The following is a 14,201-nucleotide window of genomic DNA, read 5'->3' on the forward strand; positions in this document are numbered from 1 at the left end:
GGGCCGATATGGTATAATCAGACAAAGATGAGAAGCAGGTGATGTGCCATGTTGGATCCACTCGATATTTTAACAAACATAGAAGATGTCATTCCATACTATCAGCCTATCTTCAGCGCCGAGGAGCAAAAAGTGATCGGCTATGAAGTGCTGGGGCGCATTCAGATAGACTCCGAAGTTCAGAGCCTCGGTCCGTTTTTCGCAGATCCGTCGATTCCTGAGGAATATAAGACAGAGGTAGACCTCAAAGTGATCCGCCAGGCGCTGGATCATTTTGTAGACAGTGACCGGGACTTGTTGATTTTTATGAATCAAGATGCAAATGTTCTGATGATGGACCACGGAGAAGGGTTCCTCGAACTGCTGATGGAGTATCGGGACAAGGGGATTGAACTGAACCGTTTTGTTATTGAGATCACAGAACAGAATTTTGAAGGGGATATCGAGCAGCTGCATCATGTACTGACATATTACCGTACATACGGCATTAAAATCGCCGTTGACAATATCGGAAAAGGCAGCAGCAATCTTGACAGAATCGCGCTTTTGTCACCTGATCTGCTAAAAATCGACCTTCAGCCGCTCATGCAGTCTTCTCCTTCGCCTTCCTACGAATACGTGCTGTACAGCATATCGCTGCTCGCCAGAAAAATCGGCGCCGCTTTGCTGTACGAAGACATTGAAGCTAATTTTCAGCTTCAATACGCCTGGAGAAACGGAGGCCGGTATTTTCAGGGGCAGTATCTGCAGCTTCCGAGGGGGCGGTTCATTGAAAGGGATCTGCTCAAAGACCGGCTGAAGGCGGAGTTTCATCAATTTATCATACACGAGAAAAAGAAGCTCGAAATCTTATATGAACACTCAGAACAGTTTTATAAACGGGTTCATCAGCTGGTCGCTCCGCTCAAAAAAGCGAGTCAGAGCGATGATGACTTCCTTATGACCCTCGGGCGGGAACTGACCGACTGCAGCTTCAGGATCTATATGTGTAATGGAGACGGCTTTCAGGTGACCAAAAACGTGTTCAAACATGAGGGAACATGGATGTTCCAGCCTGAATACATCGGCAAAAACTGGAGCTGGCGCCCATATTTTTTAGAAAACATTATGAGAATGAGAACGATGAGAAAAGGATTTTTCAGTGATTTGTACAGCGATATTGAAACGGGGGAAATGATCAGAACGTTTTCTTATCCGATGGATGAAGAACTGTATCTGTTCATCGACCTGCCTTACTCTTATTTATATGAACAGGATGGTTTGATTTAAAAAGCGGCGGAATGCCGCTTTTTCTTTTGGAACAAATGAATTTCGGGAAGTTTGTTTTTCATATATTAAGGAAATGCAACCATATAAATGCTAAAAAAGAGGTGGAACCTATGAACGTTTGGCCATCCCTGATATGTGCGCTTTTCGCCTCTATGGCTGTTTTTTTACAAGGAGATATTGGCGCGGCATACGGCAAGCCTGAAAGAGAAGCGGTGTTTGAGACGCTCGGATCTATAGCAGATGTCCATGAAAAGCTCACCGAAAAGGAAAGAACAAAAGAAGACATGACCGCCCTCCTGGAACCTTATATGGATAAGAATTTTGCCGCCAGATATGTGGAGGTAAATGCCCGTCCGGCGGAAAATGGCTGGATTTTTGATAGTACCGACGCGCCTGAGCTTGCGATTCCGTTTTTCAGCTATGATAACCATACGAAAATCAATGAGGCCCACGGCGGTGTATACAGTATATGAATACGTCGGACATGATAAGGACGGGCCTGTTTCGTTTAAAGATGAATATTTGACAACAACATTGAATAAAATCAAAGGCAAAATGAAAGTGACGGATATCGGCCGTTCAAAGATAGAACCGCCAGGAAATGAAATCCCTTCAGAATATCCGCAGAAAGAAAAGCATGTTGAAGATAGAGCGGCAGAAAAAGCGGTTTTTCCGCTTCTGCCAATCGATTGCAACTTGTTATTAACAAGGATTTTTCAATAAAAAAAGAAATTGGCGAGAAAACTGTTGACAATGATAGTGATAATCATTATCATTTAACTATAGAGAGATGAACCTCTCTGTTCCCCAACCCCTCTATCAGATCAAGATTTTAAAAAACTTGGCGCTGCCCCCGCCAAGTTTTTTATTTGCAACTAAACGCTTCCTCTCTACATGCAGGAATAAGACAATCTGCATGATCCATAAACCTAACGTATGGCTGCACCCGAATCGCCTCCGTGCAAAAAATATTTTTTATGTATGACATTTCAAAGAAAATCCAAACTATGAAAAGCAGTTTTTCTTTTTCCCGATTAGAAAAGGAAAAATGTCATCGGCTGATACTTTGTGGTATGATGCGTGTAGAACTTGTATTATAATTAATACTTGTTTGATCCTGAAGTTGTTTTTTGAAAGGAGTCTTTTTTAGAATGTCACAATTAATGGGTATCATCACGAGACTGCAGAGCCTGCAAGAGACTGCGGAGGCAGCTGGCGAACCGACGCAGCGCTATTTCGAAGTAAACGGGGAAAAAGTATGCAGCGTGAAATATTTCGAAAAAAACCAAACGTTTGAGCTGACAGTTTTTCAAAAAGGAGATAAGCCAACAACATTTCCGTTTGACAACATCGATATGATTTCAATCGAGATCTTCGAACTGCTTCAGCAATAGGAGGATATGTATGAGAGCTTTTCCAAGCGTTATTTGCCCGCATTGCCGCCGCATGCAGCATATTGATCAAGTCCTGACAGCCCAGTCTAATCAAAACGTGATTTACACGTGCGACAGCTGCGGTTTTACCTTGAAAAATATACCGACAAAAAAGGGGTAGCAGAAAAAACAAGGACGTTCATCTTCGGTGCAGATCATAAATGAAAAGGGGCATTCCAATGGCTGATTCTTTTCTATTTTACAATCTTTCTGAAGATCAAATGACATTTCCTGAAGTGGTCGAGAGGCTGAAAGCGTTCATTCTCAAAGATCCGCGATCAAGCTACCTGCTTTCAGTCGGAACAGACTCTCAGATCCATCAGAACTGTACAAAGTTTATCACTGCTATTCATTTGCACCGCAAAGGCAAAGGTGCATGGGGCTGTTTAAAAAACACCATTGTCAAAAGACCGGTACATAGCCTCAGGGAAAAAATATCGCTTGAAACAGCTTACAGTCAAGAAATTGCTGCATACCTTCTGAACGACTATTTTACCGAAATCACCGATCTGCTTCTTCCGTTTACGGACGAGGGAGCAGATTTAACCCTTGAAGTTCATTTGGACATCGGAAAAAAAGGGATGACGAAAGACTTGATCCAGGAGATGACAGGGCGGATCACGTCGATGGGGATCAATGCCAAAATCAAGCCCGACTCTTATGCAGCTTCAAGCTACGCAAATCGATATACAAAATAATTGTTTGAAAGAAAATCGGTCAGATGTCGAAATGTGCGGTTGACGTTTGATTTTCAATTTCTTATTCTAGCCCTATAGAAACTAGTGAGAGGACATAGTTTCTCGCTCTAGCTAAATCAATTAGGGGGCTGGTTAAGAATGGAACGCTTTTCAGAAGAAGAGAGAAAACTGTTGCTGAATGTACTGCTGAATCATGAATACGCCGTAGAGCTGTTAAGCAGTGAGATCAATGATATAGAAACGGGTACAAAAAATGTGGATAGCCTGACATATAAAAAGCTGGTTACCTTATATGACCGTGTCCGGTCTGAAAATTAGGTCAGATTATATCAATTGATACTCATTAGAGTATCTTTTTTATTTCAACATTAGCTGTCATCGCAGAAGCCGGCCCGCTGAAAAAGAGGAAAGTTTTTCGACAAATATTGATATAGTTTATATTATAGTAGTATAGGGAATATATGCGTTGATGGATTAAAGCTGAAAAGGAGTCGAATAATCATGATTAGTTTGCAATCAGATGAACTTCTTGAAACAACAGTGGGGAATTACATGATCGATGCTGATAAAGTAGCCCACGTCCAAGTCGGAAACAATTTGGAACATGCTCTTCTCGTCCTGACGAAAACCGGTTATACAGCCATCCCTGTACTTGACCCGTCTTTCCGCCTGCACGGATTGATCGGAACCAACATGATTATGGATAAGATTTTCGGACTTGAAAGGATTGAATTCGAAAAGCTTGACCAGATTCATGTCGAAGAAGTGATGCTGACAGATATTCCCCGTTTAAAGATAGATGACCCCATTTTAAAAGGCTTCGGCATGGTCATCAACCATCCGTTTGTCTGCGTGGAAAATGAAGATCAGGTTTTTGAAGGCATTTTTACACGCCGGGTCGTGTTAAAACAATTAAACAAGCATCTCAGAACATTGAATAAATAGGCGCGGCAGCTGCCTATTTTTTATTTGCAGCGGTTTCATCCACCTCTTTCTTTCGCTTCAACATCCCCCCTTCAATTTTGTTTATGTAAAGTTCATATGCCATAAAAACTTGATAAAGAAATAACAGATTCATTAAAATGAATGATAAGAAAAACTTATTGGAATGAGGAATATACATGCAGCTTCAAGAGCTTCATATGCTTGTCGTTTTGGCGGAGGAATTGAATATGCGCAAGGCAGCAGAGCGTTTGTTTGTTTCACAGCCGGCTCTGTCCCAGCGCCTTCAGACGATTGAGAAATCGTGGGGCACGCAAATTTTTTTGAGGTCCCAAAAAGGGCTTACCGTCACATCGGCGGGAGAAAAAATTATTCAGTTTGCAAAAGATGTCACAATTGAGCAGGAAAAGGTCAGAGAGAATATTGATGAACTTGAAGGCGAAATTCACGGTACATTAAAACTGGCGGCGGCCTCTATTATCGGCCAGCATTGGCTGCCAAATGTCCTGAAAACATATGTGAAGCAATATCCGAATGTGAAAATCTCCCTTGTCACCGGCTGGAGCAGTGAAATGCTGAAAAGTCTTTATGAAGACCACGTCCATATCGGAATTATCAGAGGCAACCCTGAATGGAAAGGTCCAAAGCATTATCTCATGAGGGATGAATTGTACCTCGTCGATACGGAAATTAAAAACATCGATGATATCACAAAGACTGAACGGCCATTTATCCAGTTTAAAAGCGACAGCACGTACTATCAGGAAATCCAGCACTGGTGGCATCAGAAATTCAAAACATCGCCGAAACAGACGATCATCGTCGACCAGATTGAAACATGCAAACAAATGGCGTTCCACGGGATCGGCTATGCGATTCTCCCTTCTGTGACGCTTCACGGCAGCGGCAGCCATGTTCACAAGATCCCCCTGCTGGATGTGAAAGGAAATGCGATCGGCAGAGATACGTGGCTGCTCGGGTATGAACCCGCTTTTCAATTGAAGCAGGTACAGGCGTTTTTAGAGGTTGTAAAAACGTGTTCAGCAATAGAATGAACATTCATAAAGACAGGATTCCAAGAGGAAGACTGTCTTTTTCTGTGTACTTATTGACATTGATAATCATTTTCATTTAAAGTTATCTATAAATAGTGAAAATCATTATCAATTATAGAGGTGGTTCAGTTGGCTAAAGCGCTGATTACGTTCGCCAGCATGTCTGGCAATACTGAGGATATCGCAATGATTATTAAAGATACATTCACAGAGCATTCAATCGATGTCGAATATATGGAGATGGACGATGTCGATGTTGATACACTGTCTGAATATGACTACATATTGATCGGCACATATACATGGGGAGACGGAGATCTTCCTTATGAAGCGGAAGCGTTTTATGAAGACGTGTCATCCCTCGTATTAAAAGGAAAAAAAGCTGCATGCTTTGGTTCCGGAGATTACGCGTATCCAAAATTCTGCGAGGCGGTTAACACGTTTTACAGCATGCTTGAACAGACGGGGGCGGATCTTTTTTCCGAAACACTCAAAGTGGAGCTTGCACCTGAAACAGATGAAGATATTGTGTGCTGCAAAGAATTTGCTTTGAGTTTTATCAAATGGGCGGAACATCAAAGGGGGCGGGCTGAGTCCCATGTTTCATAAAGGAGCAACAGCGGTCGCCGCTTCAAGGCGTTCCGGGTACTTTGTAGCCGTGAAACGGGAAGGTATTTTTCATTATTCGGTTGACCAAGGCTGGAAAAAGCTTTTTCAATTAAAGAGTAAAATTTGTTCGATTACATACATCGGCCGTTATGTATTCGGGGTGGGGGAATCAGGAACGATCATCAGATCAGCGGATGAAGGCGAATCATGGACGATGTCCAGCTTTCCGACAAACGCCACCATATGGTCCATAACCGGCAGTAATGACGGTTTTGTATGTGCACACGGAAAACATTGCATTTATACATCCGATGATTTCGGCGTGTCATGGAGAATCGTAAAGCCGTTTTCAGATTTGGCTGCTCCGCCCGTCATCAGGTCGCTGTGCATTCATGGCCATCATCTGTACATCGGAACACAGATCCATCATGTGCATGGCGGAATATGGGCTTATGATCTGGAAAGAGAGACGGTTTTCATGGTGAAAAAAGAAGCGGATCGCATGACGGCCTCCATGATTGTCTTTGACGGGGAATGGCTCGTTTGTGCGATGGGGTCAAAGAAAGGGAAGCATGGAGCCGTCGAAGTCCTCAACGTCTATACACATGAACGACGAACGATCCGTTCAGACATCGTCGAAAAGGAAGAATCTTTTCTTGACGTATCAGAGGATAACGGCGTCATTTATGTGACATCTGCACAGGATCACAACAAATTCTCAAGAATCTATCAGCTCGATTTCTTCGAGTGTGAGCTGAAATGGTTCGATACGATAAAAGGACACGGACTCAGAGTAGCCAATCAAAAGGAAAATTTCTTTTGTGCCGGCCTTTATGAATGTAAATTTGTCAAACCGTTTGAACGGTCGATGATTGCACATTAAATATCAGGAGGAATCAGCATGGGAAAGGTTTTACTTGTTTATGCAAGCATGTCGGGAAACACGGAGGCGATGGCCGATTTAATTGAAAAGGGTCTTTTGGAGGGAGGAGCAGAAGTTGACCGCTACGAAGCGATGGATATCGATGCAGCGCTGTTTGATGAGTATGAACACATTATATTAGGCGCCTACACATGGGGAGACGGAGACCTTCCCGATGAATTTTTGGATCTTTATGATGACATGGAAGACCTTGATTTCAGCGGCCGGACATTTGCCATTTTCGGTTCGGGAGACACAAGCTATGAGCATTTTTGCGGAGCTGTCGACATCCTTGAGGAAAAAATCAAGGAGCTTGGGGGAGAGATCATCCTTCAATCCGTCAAAATCGAGATGAATCCGGAGGGTGAAGAAGAAAACATGCTGCTCGAATTCGGCAAAGAATTTGCCAAAAAGTGCGAAGTTCCCGCCTAAGCTTCAGCGGCTGGCGGTCACGGAAATACCGCTGCCGCCTCACCTGGAAAAGCCGGTTTCCCGCTCAGACAAAGTGAGGATGTCAGTCGATTATTCGGCGGGCTCCTTTTTTTCTTGTCTTTAAATCTTACCTTTGATACAGTAATGGGGTAGAAAAGAGAAGGAGGACGTACATAATGAAGATGATGGACGCAAATGAAATTATTTCATTTATTCAAAATAGTAAGAAATCAACACCTGTAAAGGTGTATGTAAAAGGCGAGCTTGAAGGAATCGACTTCGGCGCTTCTGCGAAAGCTTTTATCACAGGAAACACAGGGGTTGTGTTCGGCGAATGGGATGAGATCAGTGCCGCGCTTGAGGCGAACAAAGGCAAAATCGAAGACTATGTGATCGAAAACGACCGCCGGAATTCAGCCATTCCAACGCTGGATTTGAAAAACATCAAAGCGCGCATCGAACCGGGTGCGATTATCCGCGACCAAGTGGAAATCGGCGATAACGCCGTCATTATGATGGGAGCTTCCATTAACATCGGCTCTGTGATCGGAGAAGGAACAATGATCGACATGAATGTGGTGCTCGGCGGACGGGCAACAGTCGGAAAAAACTGTCACATCGGAGCGGGTTCTGTGCTTGCAGGTGTGATTGAGCCGCCTTCAGCAAAGCCGGTTGTCATTGAAGATGATGTCGTCATCGGCGCAAACGCCGTCGTTCTTGAGGGCGTGACAGTCGGAAAAGGAGCTGTCGTTGCGGCGGGAGCGATCGTTGTCGAAGATGTTGAACCTTACACAGTAGTTGCGGGAACGCCTGCAAAAAAAATCAAAGACATCGATGAAAAAACAAAAGGCAAAACGGAAATTAAACAAGAATTGCGTCAGCTCTAATAAGCGGCAACAACGGTGCGTGGATGTAACAATCCACGCCTTTTCGTATAGGCGGGAGGTTAAAAAAGATGAAATTGGAGCAATTAACAGCCATTCGACGGGATCTGCACCAAATTCCCGAACTCGGATTTCAGGAACATAAAACCCAGGCTTATATTCTCGATCATTTGCGAAAATATCCCGAGAACAGGCTTGACATCGAAAAGTGGAAAACGGGTTTGTTTGTCAAAGTGAAAGGGACAGCGCCCGACAAGATTTTAGCGTATAGAGCGGATATGGACGGGCTTTCGATCCGGGAGGAGACCGGCTATTCTTTTTCTTCCGTCCATCAGGAGAGGATGCATGCATGCGGACACGATTTTCATATGACCATCGCGCTCGGATTAATTGATCATTTTGTCCATCATCCGGTTAAACAGGACCTTCTGTTTTTATTTCAGCCTGCAGAAGAAGGGCCGGGGGGAGCGGAACCAATGCTTGAGAGCGACGTGTTCAAAAAATGGGAGCCGAGCATGATCACCGCATTGCATATCGCGCCTGAGCTTCCGGTGGGAACGATTTCGACAAAAAGTGGGCTTCTCTTTGCCAATACTTCAGAGCTTGTCATTGAGCTTGAAGGAAAGGGCGGACATGCGGCATATCCCCATCTTGCCGAAGATATGGTGGTCGCAGCAAGTTCGCTTGTCACGCAGATGCAGTCGATTGTGGCAAGAAATGTAGATCCTCTTGACAGTGCTGTCATTACAATCGGCACAATCAAGGGAGGATCGGCGCAGAACATCATCGCCCAGGAAGCCAAGCTTGAAGGCACGATCAGGACGCTGTCTCCCTCATCAATGAAGCTGGTCAAGACAAGAATTGAAGCGATGGTCAAAGGCCTGGAGGCGGCCTATCATTGCAAGGGAACAGTCAGCTATCCGGCGGCCTATCATCAGGTGTACAATTCAAGCGACCTAGTCGAAGACTTTATGCAATTTGTAGCTGAAAAGGGACTTGCCAAGGTTGTTCGTGCAAAAGAGGCGATGACAGGAGAAGACTTTGGCTATATGCTGAAAAAATATCCGGGCTTTATGTTTTGGCTCGGCGTCGATTCAAAGTACGGACTGCACCATGCAAAACTGCAGCCGAAGGAAGAAGCGCTTGAAACGGCGGTTCAAGTCATGACAGCTTATTTTTCTGTTTATGCCGGTTAGTTCCTCCAGCCGGTATAAAACACCGGCAAAAGTGGCATCTTAGATGATGGAGGTGTTTCTTCATGCCGAAAAAAATCGGAATTGAACAGTCCCTTTCAGATGTAGAGGCTGCTTTAAAGGAAAAAGGGTATGAGGTTGTATTGATGAAAACGGAAGATGACGCAAAAGGCTGTGACTGCTGTGTTGTAACAGGTCTGGATTCCGATATGCTCGGGATTTCAGATACGATGACCGGTGCTTCCGTCATTCAGGCATCAGGTTTGACCGCAGATGAAATCTGTGACCAGGTTGACCGAAAATTTCATTAATAGACGCTAAGTTAAAGCCGAAGTTCACGCTTCGGTTTTAACTTGTACCCAAAAAAGTATGCTGATGATTTGTTTCTTCACTGCACAACGTGTTAAAATTTTTATAGAACGAACCCCTCCTGAAAGGAGGGTGTGCTAATTTAAATTCATTATCAATTAATATTGACTAAAAAAACGATTGGCGCTATAATTAATTATGTGAAGTTGTTAACTAAATGAGAATTTATGATTTGAATTCTCATTTTAATATGGGTAGCAGAACCCAAAAATTATATTGGAGGGATACATAAAATGCCAGAACGTATGGTAGGTAAACAAGCGCCCCGCTTTGAAATGGAAGCAGTACTTCCAAACAAGGAATTCGGAAAAGTAAGCCTTGAGGAAAACATGAAAAACGACAAATGGACTGTTCTTTTCTTCTATCCTATGGACTTTACTTTCGTATGTCCGACAGAAATTACGGCAATGTCTGACCGTTATGACGAGTTCGAAGATCTTGATGCAGAAGTGATTGGCGTTTCTACTGACACGATCCACACACACCTTGCCTGGATCAACACTGACCGCAAGGACAATGGTCTTGGACAGCTGAAATACCCGCTTGCCGCTGACACAAACCATGAAGTTTCCCGTGAATACGGCGTTCTTATCGAAGAAGAAGGTGTCGCTCTTCGCGGACTGTTCATCATCAATCCTGATGGTGAAATGCAGTATCAAACGGTTTTCCATAACAACATCGGCCGTGATGTAGATGAAACTTTACGTGTTCTTCAAGCGCTGCAAACAGGCGGACTTTGCCCGGCAAACTGGAAACCAGGTCAAAAAACACTTTAATTTCGTCTTTGCGGGATGAAAAGGAATTGGAAAGGTCTAACATTTGTTAGACCTTTTTAATGGATCAAATGAAAATGGAGGAAAAAACATGAAACTACGTCAGCCTATGCCAGAGCTTACCGGCGCAAAAGAGTGGTTAAACGGAGAAGTGTCAAAAGAAGAGCTGATCGGCGAAAAACCGACTTTGATTCATTTCTGGTCAATCAGTTGCCATTTATGCAAAGAGGCAATGCCGCAGGTCAATGAATTCCGCGACCGGTACAGCGGCAAGCTAAACGTTGTAGCCGTCCACATGCCGCGTTCAGAAGACGATTTGGACGTTAATAAAATCAAAGAAGTAGCTGCTGAACACGATATCACACAACCGATTTTTGTCGATAGCGACCATAAATTAACGGATGCGTTTGAGAATGAATATGTCCCCGCTTATTATGTGTTTGACAAGACAGGCCAGCTTCGCCATTTCCAAGCCGGAGGCAGCGGAATGAAAATGCTCGAAAAACGTGTAAACCGAGTTCTTGCTGAAACAGAGCAGTCTGCTGAATAAGGATAAAAAACCCCGTTTTTTTGGGGGTTTTTTATTTATCCGGCTGCCGACAGAAAAAAAATTTTAAAAAATTTCCGCGTGCCGCCCCTTTTGTTAAATGAAACAATAGCCCCTTTTTATTTATTTTGATGAGTCTAATTTACTATTTTTGATAAAGCGTCATTTTGCCCGTTCCCCGTCCATACATATATGAGGTTTCGACATCTGAAATCAGCCAATTTTGAATATTCTGGATTTATAAGCCGTAATAATCAGCGTTTTCTCAGACTTTCCTTTTATCAGATCTAAATGTTCAATCACTTAATTATGTTCTTCTCAAAAGTAATTTTCTAGGTTTCTTCATTATTTACCATTTTTCGACAAAGGGGCTAAGATAGGCCGATGTGCTTCAAAAAACCCCATGGATTCAACCTTCTTAGAAATTTAGTTCTATTTTCTTAACGGAAAGTAACAGTAGAAAAACGAAAAAATAATTGATAAAATTAGTTTGGTAATCTAATATTTTTATTAGAGGGTTATTTATTCTGATAGGAGGGTAAAAACGGTATGTTTAACGAGAGGGAAGCATTGCGTTTAAGATTAGAGCAGTTAAATGAAGCTGAGGTTAAGGTCATTAGGGAGTATCAGATTGAGCGTGACAATATATATGCAAAGCTGCGTGAATTGGATCGCCCATCCAGCTTTAATAATGATACAAAAAAAGATTTTCGCACAGACCGAAAAAGCGAATCACTTCCTGTTTTAGCTGAATTAGCTGCACAGGAGATGAAAAGCTACCAGCAGCAACAGCAGCAGGCGCAGTCATCTCAAAAAACTCAGCAGCAGACTTCTCAGCAAGCCTCTGTTCTGCCGGCCGGAATTCCAGACGGTACGACACGGCGCAGAAGAGGCACAGCACGTCCGGGTTCAAAAGCTGCAAAACTTCGTGAAGCGGCCATTAAAACGTTGAAACGTCACAATGCGGCAATCAAAAGCTCCGAACTTCAAAAAGAGATTGAAAAAGAAAGCGGACTTGAAATTCCTAATATGACAACCTTCATGCAAAGCCTCATTAAAATGTACCCGGAAGTCAAAAAACCATACCGCGGTCAATATATATTAGAGGGTGACATCTCTACTGAGACAGAACAGCAATAGGGTTATCCTTATTTACCCAGATAGCGTTTGCATTTTGGGAAGAAGGAGTGCGGCCGTATGGCCGCTGTCTTATGATAGCTGCTTGAGCATATGCTCAAGCAGTTTTTAAATCCATATTTTTACTTAAAGTTGTATTTAATTTAAAGGTTTTGTTTCTTTCTCCTTACGTTTAATTTTATAAATCAACTTTTGAGATGGATTTTCCTCTTTAGACTGTTTTTTCCATTCGTCGATTTTTTGTTCCATCATGCCGTCGTTTTTCCGGATGACATTCAGCTGTTTTTGCAGGATGCCAACTTGTTCTGTCACGGATTGAAGAACCGCTTCAATATGCTCTGAGCGCTCGAATAAGGCGCTGTCCTGCTCCGCTTCCTTCTTTGTTTGATAAGATGTGTCAATATCGGCAAAATGAGAAGCAATCCACTTGTCGCTTTCATCAAGCTGTCTTTTGTAAGAAAGGATGGTTTCGTAAAAGAGGGCTTCCTTCGTTTTTTCCGCTTCTGCAATCCGGCTTTTCATATCAATCATCCGCTCTTTCAATAACGCCACATCAGCTTCGATCTGATGGAGCTGAACATTTTTGGCCTGAAGATCGCCTTTCAGGCGGCTGTTCTCTTCCGTTCGTTTTTCCAGTTCTTGTTCCACTTGCTGCCTGATTCTTTTTTCTTCTTCCAATTGCTGCTGATCAGCTTTGATTTGCCTATGCAGGCTTTTGTTTTCCTCTGAGGCTTTCACGTTGGTTACATGAAGGCGGTGTTTTTCTTCTATTTCTTGTTTTCTTTTAAACGTTTCATTTTGAAGAAGCTCCTGCAGCACAACAATTTTCTCGAGCAGTTCGCTTTTGATTCGGTTCAGCGTTTCATCCGCACCGTCCTGGTTGTTTTCCGACACGCGCTGCAATTTTAGTGTCAGCTGTTGAAGCTCCTGTTTCATCGAGGCATTTTCTTGATGAAGTTTCTGGTTTTTTTGATGGAAATAGCTGGCTTCAAGCTCATGGATCAATTGATGACATCTGGCCAGTTCGGCTTTTAAAAAAAGGTTTTCTTGTGACAGATCATGAAAGAAAGGCAGCGAACCTGATGTTTTTTTCATGGCGACCCAGCCTCCTATAGAAGTTACAACTACAATATGCTGTTTTTGAACAGCTCATGCCTTTTGAAAAATGCATTTTAGAGACTTGTTCCTTTTTCACCTGTTTTGCTATGATTTTCACAACACATCTATCTGAAGGAAGGATGGGAAGCGATGAAGCCCGTTTATGTCCTTTTGGCGGGAGGCTTATCAAGCCGTTTTGGGGACCCGAAGGCATTTGCTTTATGGAAAAACAAACCTCTTTATCAATGGTGCAAACAAGCTTTGGGGGGAGAAGCACTCATTTTAAGCCGTCCCGGGCTCACAGACCGTTTCAAGTCACAAGGGGAAACAGCGGTCCTTGAGGATGTTGAGCCATTTAAAGGAAAAGGCCCCCTGGCCGGAATATATACGGCGATGGAGCATCAAGCCGGAGACATTTATATCGTTCTGGCCTGTGACACGCCTCTTATCCGGAACGAAACCATTTCGTCTTTGAAAAAACAGATTGCTTCTGGCGCCGATGCCGTTGTGCCTGTTGCCGGCGGGAGAGCACAGCCGCTTGCTGCGGTCTATCATAAAAGAGTCAAACAAACGATCTGCGAGCAGCTTCGGCGTGATGAATTGAAAATAAGCGATTTCCTTGACCGGATCTCCGTAAAGTATATCGACGCAGAAAAAATCGGCGCGAAAAATGAAGAATTTGTGAATGTCAATAAAAAGTCAGATTTAGAGAGATTAGAAGCGTTTTACCCGGAATAATTGCTTTCATCATGGCTTGCAGGAGCCTGACGGCCGAGGGGAGCGTCGGTATAGAAAGAGATTTTTTCAACGGAAAAATGATATGATATTAAAAAAGGTAGT

20 protein-coding genes are annotated in these 14,201 nt (G+C 43.3%); 19 read left to right on the forward strand and 1 reads right to left on the reverse strand.

The features are described 5' to 3' along the window. Positions 1-48 precede the first annotated feature (48 nt). The 18 genes from R5H20_RS08140 (at position 49) to rok (ending at position 12,266) form a co-directional block, all read left to right on the forward strand. Positions 49-1,269: an EAL domain-containing protein gene (locus R5H20_RS08140; protein ID WP_006638390.1), complete on the forward strand. Its 1,221-nt coding sequence runs from the start codon at positions 49-51 to the stop codon at positions 1,267-1,269. A gap of 110 nt (positions 1,270-1,379) precedes the next feature. Then, the gene (locus R5H20_RS08145; RefSeq protein WP_157678847.1) at positions 1,380-1,742 is read left to right on the forward strand and encodes a DUF3993 domain-containing protein; all 363 of its coding nucleotides are present in this window, start codon (positions 1,380-1,382) and stop codon (positions 1,740-1,742) included. Beyond that, positions 1,726-1,992, forward strand: a complete 267-nt coding sequence (locus R5H20_RS08150) for a hypothetical protein (RefSeq protein ID WP_051056681.1) — start codon at positions 1,726-1,728, stop codon at positions 1,990-1,992. The genes R5H20_RS08145 and R5H20_RS08150 overlap by 17 nt, the downstream gene beginning before the upstream one ends. Positions 1,993-2,420: 428 nt before the next feature. Continuing rightward, the gene (locus R5H20_RS08155) at positions 2,421-2,663 is read left to right on the forward strand and encodes a YkuJ family protein (protein WP_006638389.1); all 243 of its coding nucleotides are present in this window, start codon (positions 2,421-2,423) and stop codon (positions 2,661-2,663) included. 10 nt (positions 2,664-2,673) lie between these two features. Then, positions 2,674-2,823, forward strand: a complete 150-nt coding sequence (locus R5H20_RS08160; protein ID WP_006638388.1) for a hypothetical protein — start codon at positions 2,674-2,676, stop codon at positions 2,821-2,823. 58 nt (positions 2,824-2,881) lie between these two features. Beyond that, positions 2,882-3,400 carry a ribonuclease H-like YkuK family protein gene (locus tag R5H20_RS08165; RefSeq protein ID WP_006638387.1) on the forward strand — a complete coding sequence of 173 codons (519 nt, stop codon included), beginning with the start codon at positions 2,882-2,884 and terminating at the stop codon, positions 3,398-3,400. 138 nt (positions 3,401-3,538) lie between these two features. Beyond that, positions 3,539-3,718, forward strand: coding sequence for an antirepressor AbbA (abbA, locus tag R5H20_RS08170; protein WP_006638386.1), 180 nt, complete (start codon positions 3,539-3,541; stop codon positions 3,716-3,718). A gap of 183 nt (positions 3,719-3,901) precedes the next feature. Then, complete coding sequence (cbpB, locus tag R5H20_RS08175) at positions 3,902-4,345, forward strand: cyclic-di-AMP-binding protein CbpB (protein ID WP_006638385.1); 444 nt, start codon at positions 3,902-3,904, stop codon at positions 4,343-4,345. A gap of 176 nt (positions 4,346-4,521) precedes the next feature. After that, positions 4,522-5,397 carry a transcriptional regulator CcpC gene (locus R5H20_RS08180; protein WP_006638384.1) on the forward strand — a complete coding sequence of 292 codons (876 nt, stop codon included), beginning with the start codon at positions 4,522-4,524 and terminating at the stop codon, positions 5,395-5,397. Between the two features lie 129 nt (positions 5,398-5,526). Further along, the gene (locus R5H20_RS08185; protein ID WP_006638383.1) at positions 5,527-6,006 is read left to right on the forward strand and encodes a flavodoxin; all 480 of its coding nucleotides are present in this window, start codon (positions 5,527-5,529) and stop codon (positions 6,004-6,006) included. Beyond that, positions 5,996-6,889: a WD40/YVTN/BNR-like repeat-containing protein gene (locus tag R5H20_RS08190; RefSeq protein WP_006638382.1), complete on the forward strand. Its 894-nt coding sequence runs from the start codon at positions 5,996-5,998 to the stop codon at positions 6,887-6,889. Before R5H20_RS08185 ends, R5H20_RS08190 begins: the two co-directional genes overlap by 11 nt. Before the next feature lie 18 nt (positions 6,890-6,907). After that, the gene (locus tag R5H20_RS08195; protein WP_006638381.1) at positions 6,908-7,360 is read left to right on the forward strand and encodes a flavodoxin; all 453 of its coding nucleotides are present in this window, start codon (positions 6,908-6,910) and stop codon (positions 7,358-7,360) included. A gap of 176 nt (positions 7,361-7,536) precedes the next feature. After that, complete coding sequence (gene dapD / locus R5H20_RS08200; RefSeq protein WP_006638380.1) at positions 7,537-8,247, forward strand: 2,3,4,5-tetrahydropyridine-2,6-dicarboxylate N-acetyltransferase; 711 nt, start codon at positions 7,537-7,539, stop codon at positions 8,245-8,247. A gap of 68 nt (positions 8,248-8,315) precedes the next feature. Further along, complete coding sequence (locus R5H20_RS08205; RefSeq protein ID WP_006638379.1) at positions 8,316-9,440, forward strand: N-acetyldiaminopimelate deacetylase; 1,125 nt, start codon at positions 8,316-8,318, stop codon at positions 9,438-9,440. A gap of 62 nt (positions 9,441-9,502) precedes the next feature. After that, entirely contained in the window at positions 9,503-9,748 is a 246-nt protein-coding gene (locus R5H20_RS08210; RefSeq protein WP_006638378.1) for a YkuS family protein, read from the forward strand. Positions 9,749-10,039: 291 nt separating this feature from the next. After that, complete coding sequence (gene ahpA / locus R5H20_RS08215; RefSeq protein WP_006638377.1) at positions 10,040-10,582, forward strand: biofilm-specific peroxidase AhpA; 543 nt, start codon at positions 10,040-10,042, stop codon at positions 10,580-10,582. 88 nt (positions 10,583-10,670) lie between these two features. Continuing rightward, a complete protein-coding gene (locus tag R5H20_RS08220) occupies positions 10,671-11,129 on the forward strand; it encodes a TlpA family protein disulfide reductase (protein ID WP_006638376.1) in 459 nt (152 codons plus the stop codon). Positions 11,130-11,675: 546 nt separating this feature from the next. After that, positions 11,676-12,266 (forward strand): transcriptional regulator Rok, encoded by a 591-nt coding sequence (rok, locus tag R5H20_RS08225; protein WP_006638375.1) that lies wholly within the window; start codon positions 11,676-11,678, stop codon positions 12,264-12,266. A gap of 135 nt (positions 12,267-12,401) precedes the next feature. On the opposite strand, the gene R5H20_RS08230 is transcribed toward rok, so the two are convergent. Then, complete coding sequence (locus tag R5H20_RS08230; RefSeq protein WP_006638374.1) at positions 12,402-13,358, reverse strand: hypothetical protein; 957 nt, start codon at positions 13,356-13,358, stop codon at positions 12,402-12,404. Between the two features lie 153 nt (positions 13,359-13,511). Here R5H20_RS08230 and R5H20_RS08235 point away from each other — a divergent pair, with 153 nt between their 5' ends. After that, positions 13,512-14,099, forward strand: coding sequence for a molybdenum cofactor guanylyltransferase (locus R5H20_RS08235; protein WP_006638373.1), 588 nt, complete (start codon positions 13,512-13,514; stop codon positions 14,097-14,099). Positions 14,100-14,201 lie beyond the last annotated feature (102 nt).

It is taken from the genome of Bacillus sp. KICET-3 (assembly GCF_033261025.1).
In the GTDB taxonomy this organism is placed as follows: Bacteria; Bacillota; Bacilli; order Bacillales; family Bacillaceae; genus Bacillus; species Bacillus sonorensis.

Excerpts from the sequence above, each read along its gene's own strand:
- R5H20_RS08140 (WP_006638390.1), top strand. The coding sequence starts at position 49 with ATGTTGGATCCACTCGATATTTTAACAAACATAGAAGATGTCATTCCA.
- R5H20_RS08145 (WP_157678847.1), top strand. The coding sequence starts at position 1,380 with ATGAACGTTTGGCCATCCCTGATATGTGCGCTTTTCGCCTCTATGGCT.
- R5H20_RS08155 (WP_006638389.1), top strand. The coding sequence starts at position 2,421 with ATGTCACAATTAATGGGTATCATCACGAGACTGCAGAGCCTGCAAGAG.
- R5H20_RS08160 (WP_006638388.1), top strand. The coding sequence starts at position 2,674 with ATGAGAGCTTTTCCAAGCGTTATTTGCCCGCATTGCCGCCGCATGCAG.
- R5H20_RS08165 (WP_006638387.1), top strand. The coding sequence starts at position 2,882 with ATGGCTGATTCTTTTCTATTTTACAATCTTTCTGAAGATCAAATGACA.
- abbA (WP_006638386.1), top strand. The coding sequence starts at position 3,539 with ATGGAACGCTTTTCAGAAGAAGAGAGAAAACTGTTGCTGAATGTACTG.
- cbpB (WP_006638385.1), top strand. The coding sequence starts at position 3,902 with ATGATTAGTTTGCAATCAGATGAACTTCTTGAAACAACAGTGGGGAAT.
- R5H20_RS08180 (WP_006638384.1), top strand. The coding sequence starts at position 4,522 with ATGCAGCTTCAAGAGCTTCATATGCTTGTCGTTTTGGCGGAGGAATTG.
- R5H20_RS08190 (WP_006638382.1), top strand. The coding sequence starts at position 5,996 with ATGTTTCATAAAGGAGCAACAGCGGTCGCCGCTTCAAGGCGTTCCGGG.
- R5H20_RS08195 (WP_006638381.1), top strand. The coding sequence starts at position 6,908 with ATGGGAAAGGTTTTACTTGTTTATGCAAGCATGTCGGGAAACACGGAG.
- dapD (WP_006638380.1), top strand. The coding sequence starts at position 7,537 with ATGAAGATGATGGACGCAAATGAAATTATTTCATTTATTCAAAATAGT.
- R5H20_RS08205 (WP_006638379.1), top strand. The coding sequence starts at position 8,316 with ATGAAATTGGAGCAATTAACAGCCATTCGACGGGATCTGCACCAAATT.
- R5H20_RS08210 (WP_006638378.1), top strand. The coding sequence starts at position 9,503 with ATGCCGAAAAAAATCGGAATTGAACAGTCCCTTTCAGATGTAGAGGCT.
- ahpA (WP_006638377.1), top strand. The coding sequence starts at position 10,040 with ATGCCAGAACGTATGGTAGGTAAACAAGCGCCCCGCTTTGAAATGGAA.
- R5H20_RS08220 (WP_006638376.1), top strand. The coding sequence starts at position 10,671 with ATGAAACTACGTCAGCCTATGCCAGAGCTTACCGGCGCAAAAGAGTGG.
- rok (WP_006638375.1), top strand. The coding sequence starts at position 11,676 with ATGTTTAACGAGAGGGAAGCATTGCGTTTAAGATTAGAGCAGTTAAAT.
- R5H20_RS08230 (WP_006638374.1), bottom strand. The coding sequence starts at position 13,358 with ATGAAAAAAACATCAGGTTCGCTGCCTTTCTTTCATGATCTGTCACAA.
- R5H20_RS08235 (WP_006638373.1), top strand. The coding sequence starts at position 13,512 with ATGAAGCCCGTTTATGTCCTTTTGGCGGGAGGCTTATCAAGCCGTTTT.